The organism is Ensifer sp. YR511 (genome assembly GCF_900103045.1).
Classification (GTDB): domain Bacteria; phylum Pseudomonadota; class Alphaproteobacteria; order Rhizobiales; family Rhizobiaceae; genus Ensifer; species Ensifer adhaerens.
Window position 1 is genome coordinate 38,898 of the sequence record NZ_FNGR01000042.1, and the last position, 11,554, is coordinate 50,451.

Annotated in this window: 14 protein-coding genes; 7 read left to right on the plus strand and 7 right to left on the minus strand. The window is 62.6% G+C overall.

Annotation, left to right across the window (positions count from 1 at the left end):
- Positions 1-210 precede the first annotated feature (210 nt).
- Positions 211-2,055 carry a phospholipase D-like domain-containing protein gene (locus BLU15_RS34830; protein WP_090301710.1) on the minus strand — a complete coding sequence of 615 codons (1,845 nt, stop codon included), beginning with the start codon at positions 2,053-2,055 and terminating at the stop codon, positions 211-213.
- Between the two features lie 245 nt (positions 2,056-2,300).
- Between BLU15_RS34830 and BLU15_RS34835 the strand changes: the two genes are divergently transcribed.
- The 5 genes from BLU15_RS34835 (at position 2,301) to BLU15_RS34855 (ending at position 5,375) form a co-directional block, all read left to right on the plus strand.
- On the plus strand, positions 2,301-3,104 hold the full coding sequence (locus BLU15_RS34835) for a DUF899 domain-containing protein (RefSeq protein ID WP_034800067.1): 804 nt from the start codon (positions 2,301-2,303) through the stop codon (positions 3,102-3,104).
- Positions 3,101-3,364: a hypothetical protein gene (locus BLU15_RS34840; RefSeq protein WP_034800066.1), complete on the plus strand. Its 264-nt coding sequence runs from the start codon at positions 3,101-3,103 to the stop codon at positions 3,362-3,364. The genes BLU15_RS34835 and BLU15_RS34840 overlap by 4 nt, the downstream gene beginning before the upstream one ends.
- A 306-nt stretch (positions 3,365-3,670) precedes the next feature.
- Complete coding sequence (locus tag BLU15_RS34845) at positions 3,671-4,027, plus strand: hypothetical protein (RefSeq protein WP_143034323.1); 357 nt, start codon at positions 3,671-3,673, stop codon at positions 4,025-4,027.
- 155 nt (positions 4,028-4,182) lie between these two features.
- Positions 4,183-4,503, plus strand: a complete 321-nt coding sequence (locus BLU15_RS34850; protein WP_051659531.1) for a FliM/FliN family flagellar motor switch protein — start codon at positions 4,183-4,185, stop codon at positions 4,501-4,503.
- 104 nt (positions 4,504-4,607) lie between these two features.
- The gene (locus tag BLU15_RS34855; protein ID WP_034800064.1) at positions 4,608-5,375 is read left to right on the plus strand and encodes a 3-hydroxyacyl-CoA dehydrogenase; all 768 of its coding nucleotides are present in this window, start codon (positions 4,608-4,610) and stop codon (positions 5,373-5,375) included.
- Between the two features lie 61 nt (positions 5,376-5,436).
- On the opposite strand, the gene BLU15_RS34860 is transcribed toward BLU15_RS34855, so the two are convergent.
- Positions 5,437-6,048: a helix-turn-helix transcriptional regulator gene (locus BLU15_RS34860; RefSeq protein WP_034800063.1), complete on the minus strand. Its 612-nt coding sequence runs from the start codon at positions 6,046-6,048 to the stop codon at positions 5,437-5,439.
- A gap of 322 nt (positions 6,049-6,370) precedes the next feature.
- On the opposite strand from BLU15_RS34860, the gene BLU15_RS34865 reads away from it, so the two are divergent.
- Both BLU15_RS34865 and BLU15_RS34870 read left to right on the plus strand, forming a co-directional pair.
- Positions 6,371-6,964 (plus strand): flavin reductase family protein, encoded by a 594-nt coding sequence (locus BLU15_RS34865; RefSeq protein WP_090301712.1) that lies wholly within the window; start codon positions 6,371-6,373, stop codon positions 6,962-6,964.
- Between the two features lie 25 nt (positions 6,965-6,989).
- Positions 6,990-7,322, plus strand: coding sequence for a tetratricopeptide repeat protein (locus tag BLU15_RS34870; protein ID WP_034800062.1), 333 nt, complete (start codon positions 6,990-6,992; stop codon positions 7,320-7,322).
- Between the two features lie 64 nt (positions 7,323-7,386).
- On the opposite strand, the gene BLU15_RS34875 is transcribed toward BLU15_RS34870, so the two are convergent.
- From BLU15_RS34875 to BLU15_RS34895, 5 genes are all read right to left on the minus strand, one after another.
- Positions 7,387-8,667, minus strand: coding sequence for a TRAP transporter large permease (locus BLU15_RS34875; RefSeq protein WP_034800061.1), 1,281 nt, complete (start codon positions 8,665-8,667; stop codon positions 7,387-7,389).
- Positions 8,668-9,189: a TRAP transporter small permease gene (locus BLU15_RS34880; RefSeq protein ID WP_090301714.1), complete on the minus strand. Its 522-nt coding sequence runs from the start codon at positions 9,187-9,189 to the stop codon at positions 8,668-8,670.
- A gap of 79 nt (positions 9,190-9,268) precedes the next feature.
- Positions 9,269-10,246 (minus strand): TRAP transporter substrate-binding protein, encoded by a 978-nt coding sequence (locus BLU15_RS34885; protein ID WP_060520509.1) that lies wholly within the window; start codon positions 10,244-10,246, stop codon positions 9,269-9,271.
- Positions 10,247-10,367: 121 nt separating this feature from the next.
- Positions 10,368-11,240 carry an amidohydrolase family protein gene (locus BLU15_RS34890; RefSeq protein ID WP_244546913.1) on the minus strand — a complete coding sequence of 291 codons (873 nt, stop codon included), beginning with the start codon at positions 11,238-11,240 and terminating at the stop codon, positions 10,368-10,370.
- A partial coding sequence (locus tag BLU15_RS34895; protein WP_305765363.1) for an enolase C-terminal domain-like protein occupies positions 11,237-11,554 on the minus strand: 318 nt, incomplete at its 5' end. The genes BLU15_RS34895 and BLU15_RS34890, both read right to left, overlap by 4 nt.

Genomic DNA, 11,554 nt, shown 5'->3' on the forward strand with positions numbered 1-11,554 from the left:
ATGTAAAAATGAAATATGGGGTGCCAATCATAATTTAGGGGTTATGTTTTGACACAGGCAGCGCGCCTCGGCCAGCCGAGTGCACCGAAATCCCCAGCCCATGACACGCACCTTCCGGTGCCCGCGCCAGCCCACTGCGATCAACAGGGGAGCAGCAAACGACACGGTGGCGGCGCAATCGCAGGTTCGGGGCGTATCGCCGCCGCTAACCTAGATCGGCGGCAGATTTTCCGGCTGCGCCATGTCGATGAAGACCTGAACGCGTTTGGCTCGCAGCTTGCCGGGCTTGTACTTCTTCAGCCACTCGCCAGTTTCATCGAGGAACAGACTGGCCGCGGCTCCCTCGGATGTCCCCACGCGCGCCGCCTTGTCCCGGTCGGACTTCTTCTTTGCTGTCGCCTCCCGGACAGAGCGGAAATAATAGTGGTTGAACAGCCGATTGAACTCCGTGAAGTAGATGTCGGCCGCGCGCCGATCGCCACGGATGAGCAGCATGTTCTCGTCGTTGTCGTTGGTCGACGCGTCCGAGAAGTTCGCCGAACCGGTGACGACCATTGGATCCGCGCCAAGGGGATCGGCGAGCAGAAACTTGGAATGCACATAGGCGACGTGATTGTTGAGCCCGAGCGCCCGCGCATTGGTTTCCCGCGCCCACTGATAGACCGGATCGCGCAGATAGGATCCCCAGGCCTGATAGACGTTCTGTCGCGCCGTCAGCGGAATGAACGGCTTCTTCGCCTTGGCCTTAGGCTGGTCGCGCTTTTCCAGGAGGAGGAAGAGCACCGGATGCACGCCGGACTGGGCACTATTGTCGAGAAACGCCTGCTTGAAGCGATCGTTGATCCCGAAGGCGAGTGTCACGCCGCCATAGGACCGCGCCTCGTCCAGCGCCCTCACATACATATCCAGAACGGCGCTTCCGGCACGCGGACTGAAGATCGAGGTCACGCCGCTTGAAACATCCGCGGGCGCATGCGGCACCTCGGCAAGGTCAGAGACCGCCTTGCGAAAGGCTTTTCGCTTTGACCTGTTCGCGGCAGGATTGTCGGTCTTTGCCGCACCAGGGTCGCCGGCAAGCAGTGTCCAGTATGTTTCAAATGCCTTGGCGAGATCGGCGTCGCGGACCCAATGCCCGACATTGGTCTGGCCATGCACGCCGCCCATCGACAGGTTCGTCGAGCCTGTCCAAACCTGCGGCTTTCGGCCCGGATCCTTGGGGAGCAGCACCATGAACTTGTTGTGCTGTATGTCGGCGGGATTGTTCTCCCGCCACCGCGCGATCGCCGCCTTCGGAAGCCCTACGGTGCGGACGATTTCCTTGTTCTCCTCGCGCGGAAAGCTCTCGTGGAACTTGCCCTTCTTGTCGGTATAGGCATTTTCCTTCGCGTCGAGCACGAGCCTCACGGCGACGCCGCGCTCGAAGGCGGCCTTCAGCCTTTCCACGACGGGGCGATATCTGAATTCATAGAAGCAGCCGAGCAGCGTGTCCCCCGCTTCCGCCTCGTCGATGAAACGCAGCAGTGCTTCGTCAAGGTCCCGGCTCAGCCACTGCAGCGCCTCGAGCGTCTTTTCCGGCGTTTCCAGCTTGTCCGGCGGCTTGTTTCCGAAACGGCGTCGGTAGGCCTGGCTGCTCGCGACACCGCGGTTGAAGAAAACGTCGTGCGTCTCCTCACTGAAGAGCGGTTCGGTTTTGATACCGATTCTGATGGCAGGTGCTGACCGGTCGATGTTCTTCGCCATACCTGTCAGCGGATGGAAGTAATAGTCGTAACGCCGACCGGGCTTGGCCGTGAAGTCATCCCAGACGAAACTCTGAACGGGATGGTCGTAGGTCAGAACGACGGTATCCTCATTGGGATGGGAGATCACCGTTTCGAAGACCTTGAAGCCGTACATGTAGTACCGCTCGCCTTCCGTTGGATCATGCCGCTCGACCGCAAAACCGAGAAGCCCCGCGGTGTCGGCGTTGCGATAGTCTATCGCGAACGAAACCGTATTGACCCCCGACACGGCGAAGACCTTGTACCCGCCAACCGCATCCGAAACGAAATGCATGCCGTCCTCCCGCGCGTGGTTGCGACAAGCATACTCGCTCAACTTCGAGGAATTACAACAGCGACAACTAAAAAGGAGCTTGATCGGCGAACTCCCGCGCCGCTGCGCAGTGGCAGCGGCTCCGGCTCGAAAACACCGCCACACTTGTTACTCCCGCCGATCCTCTTGCGGTGTCAAGCTGCTCAGGACTGCAAGGCATCGGCCTTGCGTTGAGAAGCTTTGCTGAAACGAGGAGACACAGCACCATGACCCAGACGATCGAGAAACGCGAGAACGGACGCGCGGACGCCCAGTCGACGATGCAGAAGCCGCCGGTGGTTTCGGCACAGGCATGGGAAGCGGCCCGGCAGGAAATGCTGGTAAAGGAAAAGGCGCACACCCGCGCCCGCGATGCGTTGGCCGCCGAGCGTCGGCGGATGCCCTGGACGGCCGTGACCAAGAACTACGTGTTCGAGGGCTCCGACGGCAAGGCGAGCCTGCTTGACCTCTTTGCCGGCCGGCGCCAGTTGATCGTCTACCGCGCCTTCTACGAACCGGGCGTGCATGGCTGGCCCGATCACGGCTGCCGGGGCTGCTCGATGGTCGCCGATCAGGTTGCGCATCTGTCGCACCTTAACGCCCGTGACACGACCCTGGTCTTTGCCTCGCGCGCCCCGCAGGCGGATATTGCCAGGCTGAAGGCACGGATGGGCTGGACCATGCCCTGGTACACCATCACCGACAGCTTCGATGCTGATTTCGACGTGGGCGAGTGGCACGGCCACAATGTCTTCTTCCGCGACGGCGAAGAGCTGTTTCGCACCTACCTCGTCAACAGCCGCGGCGACGAACAGATGGGTAGCACCTGGAACTATCTCGACATCACCCCGCTCGGCCGACAGGAAGTGTGGGAGGATTCGCCGGCCGGATATCCGCAGACCCCGACCTACAAGTGGTGGAACTGGAACGACAGCTACGTCGAAGGCGCTGCCCCCGACAAAAGATGGGTCGAAGTATCGGATGCCGGCGAGGCCGCGATGCGCGCCTCCGACACGAGCGCGAAGCCATGAGCATCGGCGCCCGCTCCGGTGAGCGCGACGGGCGGGCGCCCTCCCTCGCCCGTTTGGTAGCTGCGGGGTTGGCGCTTGCCGCCGCCCCCACCTTCGCCCTGATGGCGGTTCTTTCCAACATGGGAACCGCCGGGGCCGATCCGATGCTGTGTAGCGGCGCCGGACAAACTGTGATCGGCGGGATGACCGCCATGTATCTGCTGATGGGCGCCTTTCACCTTCAGCCCTGGCTGAAACTGATCGACATCAGAAAGGGCTGAGGGATCGGCCTCGCCCCCGGCGCCTGTCAGTTGCGGGCGTCGGGAGCTGAAAAATCATCCGGCGACATGCTATTGTCGCACGGCACGCAAAAGATGTGGAAACGCCGATGGGCATATGTCCCTGAAATCGGCGAGTGGGCATGCTGTCGAGTCGGAGAAGCAAGTGACTTCTCAGCTTGAAGTACGGAACGGTTCCACTAGGTAGATTTGGCAAGATCTCCGGCCCTTGTATCGGCAGGAGAAATCAGTCGCTTTCCACCTGTGGCCGGATCCGTTCAGAAAATACAGCGAATCAGGAAGTTGACCTTGAGTGTTGCCGCCTCTCAACCGAACCCGACACGTTTCAAGAGCCGCCCGTTGCCTTTGGCGGGCGCCCTGCTGCTTTTCGTTACAGCCGCTGCGGCATCGCTCTACTATTTGAGTGGAGCGAAAGAGCCTTCGTCGGAGATCGCAGCGATTGCCCCGGCTGTGACCGGCGCTGAAGTCGACGCCGCGATGATGCAGTCGCCGAATTTCCAGATCCTGTTCAGTGACGGCGATCGCGGGCTGATGGTCTACGAGGGTTACGTCTATGTCGTGCGACTCGGCGACAAATTGCCGAATGGCCGCCGCATGATCGGATTCCAAAAACGGGACGGAAACTGGGCTGCGGTGACGCTTTGACAGCTTTCACCGCCTCCGAATTGTGGATGTTAACGCTTTGTTAACGCTCGCTTGCAAGGCACGGGGAACCCCCATTTAGCCACGGTTGCTACCCAGGGCGAACTGGCGCAACTCTTTGTTAAAGAGTCGTGAATCAGTGCTTTGGATGGTGCAGAATGATTAACAAGAAGCTACAGGATGAGCTGGTCGAGCTCGACGAAAGCCCTGCGTTCGAAGGCCGTTCTGTCATGAGCGAGCGCGCAGTCCAGGGAATTCCTCTCGCGATCGAAGCGGTGATCGGGCGCGCCAAGCTGACGGTGTCGCAGATCTCGAAACTCCATCAGGACGACACGATACATCTCGATCGCAACTTCGGCGAACCGGTGGAACTCAAGGTCAACGGCATGGTGATCGGCCGCGGCGAAATCGTCTTCGACGAAGCCACCAACGCCATCGGCATCAAGATCATCGAAATCTCCCCGATCGGCGCCCAATAGGCTCCGACGCGTAAGGCCGCCGTCGTCAGCGGAACTTGGCTTCCACAGCCAGCAAGGCTATGTCGATAGTTCAACGACACGATCCGGTACGGGAGGAGCCTCATATGCTGATCGATGGAAAAGTCTTTATCGTTACCGGTGGCGGTTCGGGTCTGGGTGCGGCCGTCGCGCGGCAGCTGCATGGCGAGGGTGCCCGCGTGGTTCTCGCCGACGTCAACGCCGCAGCCGGCCAGCAGATGGCCGAGGAGCTTGGCGGCAACGCGCTCTTCCAGAAGACGGATGTCACCAGCGAGGCCGATGGCGCCGCCGCAGTGGCAGCGGCCCTCGATCGCTTCGGACATCTGCACGGCCTGGTGAACTGCGCCGGCATCGCGCCGGGGGAAAAGGTGCTCGGGCGCGACGGTCCGCACCGGCTTGAAAGCTTTTCGCGCGCGGTCGCGATCAACCTCATCGGCACCTTCAACATGCTGCGGCTCGCCTCAGAGGCGATCCAGCGGGAAGAGCCCGGCGAGGATGGTGAGCGCGGGGTGATCGTCAATACCGCATCGGTCGCCGCCTTCGATGGCCAGATCGGCCAGGCGGCCTATGCGGCTTCCAAGGGCGGCGTCGTCTCGATGACCCTGCCGATTGCGCGCGAACTCGCGCGCCACGGCATTCGCGTCGTCGCCATTGCGCCGGGCATCTTCGAAACACCGATGATGGCCGGCATGCCGCAGGAAGTGCAGGATTCGCTCGGCAAGAGCGTGCCCTTCCCGCAGCGCCTTGGCAAACCGGACGAATTCGCGGCACTCGTGCAGCACATCTGCGAAAACCGCATGCTGAACGGCGAAGTCATCCGCCTCGACGGCGCCCTGCGCATGGGCGCGCGCTGACACGATCGGAGCTGGTGGCGCCCGACGACCGGGCGCGTGCCAGAGCGTTCCTTTGGCACGATCAGGCGGCCCGGTCGGCCGACTTGACCACATAGGCACAACGTCGCGCGCCGGCCAGAATGTGCTCGGCGCGCTCGACCTCGACACCGGGGCCGAGCACCGCGCGGAACACGCTCAATTCTGCCCGGCAGAAGCCCTGGCAGTTGGTCGCGGCGGCACAGATCGGACAATGGTTCTCGACGAACAGCAGCGTTCCGTCGCCCGGATCCTCGCAGGCGGCCATATAGCCTTCCTGTGACCGCAATCGAACGAGCACGTCCACCCGTTCGCGCAGGCTCTCTTTCTCCACCATCGCCGCACGATAGTTCTGGCGCGTCTCGTCCTCACGCGCGGCGATCAGCCGGTCGATCGCGTCCTCGCCAAGCGTCTGCCGGATGGTGCGCAACAACTGGACGGTCAGCTCTGCATGCGTATCGGGAAACTCCGCGTGGCCGGCAGCCGTCAGCCCCCAGAACTGCGACGGACGACCGACGCCTTTTGCCTCGGACCACGACGTGGCCAGCCCCTCCTCGGCGAGACGCACCAACTGCTGGCGCACGGCCTCGCCGGTGATCGCCAGACGTTTGCCGAGCGCTGTCGCGGTCTGCGGTCCGTGTAGCTTGAGTGCAAGCATGATGCGCTCGCCCGGGGTGCGGCCGGCGCTTTGCTCTGGATTTAACAAGGGATCGCTTGACATATTCCCGCGCGCAGATTTACAAAGAATTGTCTTGCTAAATACACTCTCCTCCGTTCGCAGACAAGTGATCCGAGAGTGCCCCGCCCGCAAAGGATTTGACCATGGCCTTCGAACTTCCCGCCCTTCCCTACGCCGCCGCAGCACTTGCCGAAAACGGCATGAGTTGCAGCAGCCGCTCGCCCCCGCCTGAGCTCAGGCTTCTGCAAATCCCGTGGCGTCTCCCCGCCGCCACGGGCTATTTCATCTCGGAACGAGCCCCATGCGCCAGACACCTCCGCCCTCCCTCGCCATCGACGCCCATGCCGACCTGGCGGTGTCGAAACCGGAGTTCGCCGACACCCTGTCGCATCTCGCCGCCACCGTCTGCGTGGCGAGCGCCGGCAATGGCCCCGACAGTCTCGGCCGGACGTTGACGGCGACCTTCTCGCTCTCTGCCAACCCGCCGTCGATCGTCATTTCGATCAAGGCGGACAGTCCGCTTGCCGCGCTGATCGCCGCCGAGCGAGGGTTTTCGCTCGCCATGCTGGCTGAGGGCCAGGAGCTGATCGCAGATGCCTTTGCCGGCAAGATCGAAGCGTCGAAGCGCTATCTCGTCGGCATATGGGCTGAGTGGCCGAGCGGACGGCCAAGGCTGCTCGGCGCGGCTGCCACGCTCGACTGCCTGCTCAGCGCTTCGATCGAGGTGGGCGACCATATGCTGTTCGTGGGAACAATTGTCGCAACCCAGACGTCTGCTCATGCCGACCCCTTGATCTGGGGCCGCCGCCGGTATCAGTCTCTCGACAGGACGAGATCGCTGACGCTGGCGAGCAATGGGCATGCGCCCCTTACCCCAAGCAAGCCTGCGGCCTGAACCGGCGATCGCGGAGGAGGAAGCCATGCGGCAAGTGCTCGAAAAGCTCTTACAGGACGGAAAGGACGACGCCCTTTTGCGGTTCACGCTCGGCAGCATCTGCCTCCAGGAGGCGGACTTCGATACCGCCTTGGCCCATGTGGAGCGGGCGATCGCCTTCGACCCGGACTATTCGGCAGCATGGAAACTGCGTGGCGCAATCCTCCTCAAGCTGGGCCGCCACCAGGAGGCAATTCAGGTCTGGCGCGAAGGCCGTACGGTCGCCGAGCGGAAGGGCGATCTGCAGGCAGCAAAGGAAATCGGCGTCTTCCTGAAACGCCTGGAGCGGCAGTGTCTCGCCGCCAACGGGAACGAGTAGCCAGCCCTGAAAAAGGCCGGGCCCGGCGGATATACCGAGCCCGGAGATATCGCGAACGATCAGTTCACTTGAAGACCGAAGGCAGCCACAGCGACAGCGCCGGTATGTAGGTGACCGCCATCAGCACTGCGATGCTGGCGCCGAAGAACGGCCAGATCGTGCGCATCGCCTCGCGGATGGATATCCCGCCGACGGCGCAGCCGACGAAGAGTACGGTTCCGACCGGCGGCGTGTTGAGGCCGATGCCGGCATTGAGGATCATCACCACACCGAAATGCACCGGATCGATGCCGAAGGCCTTGACCACGGGCAACAGCACTGGCGTGCAGATGATCACCATCGGCGCCATGTCCATGAAGGTGCCGAGGATCAAAAGGATGATGTTGATGACGAGCAGCACGATGATCGGGTTTTCCGAGATCGCGCCGATCGCACTGATCATCAATGCCTGCACCTGAAGGAACGCCATCAGCCAGCCGAAGGACGCCGCCATGCCGATGACGAGCAGCACCATGGCCGTCGTGCGCACCGCCCCCATCACCGCCTCGACGAAGCCCGTCCAATCCAGCTCGCGATAAACAAGCATGGCGACGAGGAAGGCATAGAGCACGGCAATGCACGAGCTTTCCGTGGCGGTGAAGACGCCGGAGCGCACGCCGCCGAAGATGATGCCGATCAGCACGATGCCGGGGAACGAGGCGAGCAGGTAGTAGAAGACCTTGGCAAAGCCCGGAAACGGTTCGGACGGATAGCCCCGGCGCCTGGCAACGACATAGGCCGTCACCATCAGCGCAAGCGCGAGCAAGAGCCCCGGGATGATGCCGGCGGTAAAGAGATCGGCAACCGAAACATTACCGCCGGCGGCGATCGAATAGAGGATCATGTTGTGCGACGGCGGAACCATCAGCGCGATAATCGCCGCATTGACGGTGACGTTGACGGCATAGTCGCGGTCGTAGCCGCGCTTGGCCATCTGCGGGATCATCAGACCGCCGACCGCAGAGGCGTCAGCCACCGCCGAGCCGGAGATGCCTCCGAAGAGCGTCGAGGCGACGATATTGACCTGGCCGAGGCCGCCGCGCAGGTGGCCGACGAGGCCGGCCGCAAACTGGATCAGCCGGTTGGCGATGCCGCCGCGCACCATCAGGTCACCGGCAAAGATGAAGAACGGGATCGCCATCATGGCAAAGACGTTCATGCCCGAATTCAGCTGCTGAAACACGACCACCGGCGGCAGGCCGAGATAGAGCACGGTCGCGAACGAAGCGATGCCGAGGCAGAAGGCGATCGGCGTGCCGATGAGCATCAGGAGGGTGAAGACCCCAAAGAGGATAGTGTAAGCCATTCAGGCCATCTCCTGCACGACGACATCGGCTGCGAGTTCGACGCCGAGAAACTGGTCGATCAATCGCTCCGCGGCAAAAAGGGCGATCATGGCGCCACCGACGATCAGCGGGAAAAAGTCGACGCCGCCGGGCCATCCGAGAACCGGAATGGTCGCCGTCCAGGTGCCGGCCGAAAGGAGCAGGCCGTAATAGGCCATCGCTAACCCGAACACGACGATCAGCCCGAGGCTCGTCAGATCCATGGCAAGCTGCACCGACGGCTTCATCACGTGTCGGACGACATCGAGGCCGAGATGCACGCTTTCGCGTACACCGACGGCGGCGCCGAGCATGATGAACCAGGCCATGAGATGAAGAGCCAAGGGCTCCGACCAGCTCGGAGAGTCGTTGAGCACGTAGCGGGCAAAGACCTGCCAGCCGACGATCAGGGTCATGGCGACCATGCCGATGCCGGCGATGTAGAGCGAAGCGCAGCTCAGCGCGCCTAGAAGCGGACGTATCGTCCGCATGAAACGACGCATGTTTCTTCCTCCTCGACAAAGGCGATCCGGTAAACAGTTGAAAAGGCCGGCCCCGATCCCGGAGCCGGCCTCACCGCTGTCACTTGACCGCCTTTACCCTTTCGAGAAGGTCCTTCAGCTTCGGGTCGCTGACAAACTGGTCGTAGACCGGCCCCATGGCGGCTGCGAACTCCTCCTTGTTGACCTTGATCACGTTCGCACCGGCAGCGCGGACCTTCTCCTCGGAAGCCTTTTCGCGCGCGCTCCAAAGCTCGCGCATCTTGCCGACGCTGTCCTTGGCCGCTTGGCGAAGCAGCGTCTGATCCTCAGGCGAGAGCTTGTCCCAGCTCGTCTTGGAAATGACGAGGATTTCCGGATTGAGCGAATGTTCGGTCAGAGAATAGTTCTTGGCCACCTCGAAATGGCGGGCAGATTCGTAGGACGGCCAGTTGTTCTCGGCACCATCGACGACGCCCGTCTCGAGCGAGGAGTAGACCTCGCCCATCGGCATCGGCGTCGGGTTGGCGCCGAAGGCCTGCATCATCGCGATCCAGAGATCGGATTGCTGCACGCGGATCTTCAGGCCTTTCAGGTCAGCCAGTTTCTCGATCGGCTTCTTGGTCGTGTAGAAGGAGCGCGCGCCGCTATCGTAGAAAGCAAGGCCAATCAGGCCGTGTGGCTCGAAGGCTGCGAGGATTTCGTCGCCGATCGGGCCGTCGACGGTGTTGTGCATGTGTTCCGTCGAGCGGAACAGGAAAGGCATGCCGAGGACCATCGTCTCCTTGACGAGGTTGTTGAAGGGTGCTGCGTTGACGCGGTTCATGTCGATGACGCCGAAGCGGGTCTGTTCGATCGTGTCCTTCTCGCCGCCGAGAACGCCGTTGTTCATGACCTCGATCTTGATTCGGCCGTTGGTGCGCTCGGAGAGCAATTGCCCCATGTATTTGACCGCATCGACCGTCGGGTAGCCATCCGGATGGATGTCTGCCGAACGCAGGGTGATTTCCTGCGCCTGCGCCGCTGTGCCGGCAAACGCCAGCCCCATGGCGACGCAAAGCATGCTTGCAATTTTCTTCATGTTTTCCTCCTCCTCTAGTCGTGCTTCGGCCTCTCCCAAGACCGGGTTGCTGCCCATCCGGGCCGGCATGCGAAATCTCCATGTTGTGGGTTCCACGGGCGCCTCCCAGCACCCGCGGCAACTACACCGCGGCGAACGCCGGCAGCTTGAACAGGCGTTCCGGGTTCTCGACGAGAGCCAGATGTCTGGCCCGTTCGTCCGGAAGCCAGCCGAGCACGAGGTCTGCCAGCCGTGCATCGTCGGGATAGTCTTCCGTCTTGCGGATCATGTTGTGCGGCCAGTTCGAGCCCCAGACGATGCGCTCTGGCGCATGCGCGGCGATCTTCCTGGAGACGGCTGCGACATCCTCATAGGGCCACCCGTCGCGCGAACTCTCGTAGACGCCGGCGAACTTGAACCAGACATTGTCGCGATCGATCAGCTTCAAGAGGGCCGCGATCTCCGGTCCATCCGGATCGACGCCGGCAAAGAACTTGCCGTGGTGATCGAGCACCCAGCGTGACCGGATGCGCGCCAGCCGCGGCAGATGGTCGAGCAGCCGGTTGCCGTCGAACTGCACGGCTATCATCCAATCTGCCGCATGTGCCCGCGCATCGACCGCTTCCAACGCATCGAGCCCCAGCGCCCCTCCAGGCAGATCCATGATACGGGCACCGACAACGCCCGCGTCGCTGAGCGCGCCGATGTCCGCATCGGACGTGGTTTCGTCGATGACGGCGACGCCGCGCGCGACATCGCCCATCTCGGCCAGGCAGGCGAGCAGATTGGCGTTATCCTTCTGATGGGCGTTGCCCTGGGTGATGATCACCCGGTCGATGCCGAGCCAGTCCATGACCTGGCGGTAGGCGGCAGCATCCGGCAACGGCTCAACCGGCAAAGGCGGGCCGCCGGGAAGCGATGGATAACCCGGCAGATACATGTGCATCTGCGCGTCGACCGTGCCCGTCGGCAAGCGCGGTTCAGGCGGGCGGCCGGTGAGGGTTCGCTCGATCATTGCGCGCTCTCGGGCATCTTGAACCTGGCGAGCGCGTCACGATCGATCTCGATGCCAAGGCCGGGCGCATCGGGGATGGCAACGACACCGTCGACCGCCTCGATCGGCGCCTTCAGCACCGCCTGTCGGAACGGATTTTCCGTCCGGTCGAACTCCAGGATCGGCTCGATCGGGTTGACCCGCACCGGATCCGGCGTCATCGCCGCCATGAACTGCAGCGCGGCAGCGATATGCACGCCCGTGCCCCAGACATGCGGCACGATGCGAACGCCGTGCAGCGTCGCAAGGCTCGTGATCTTCGCCATCTCGGAAAA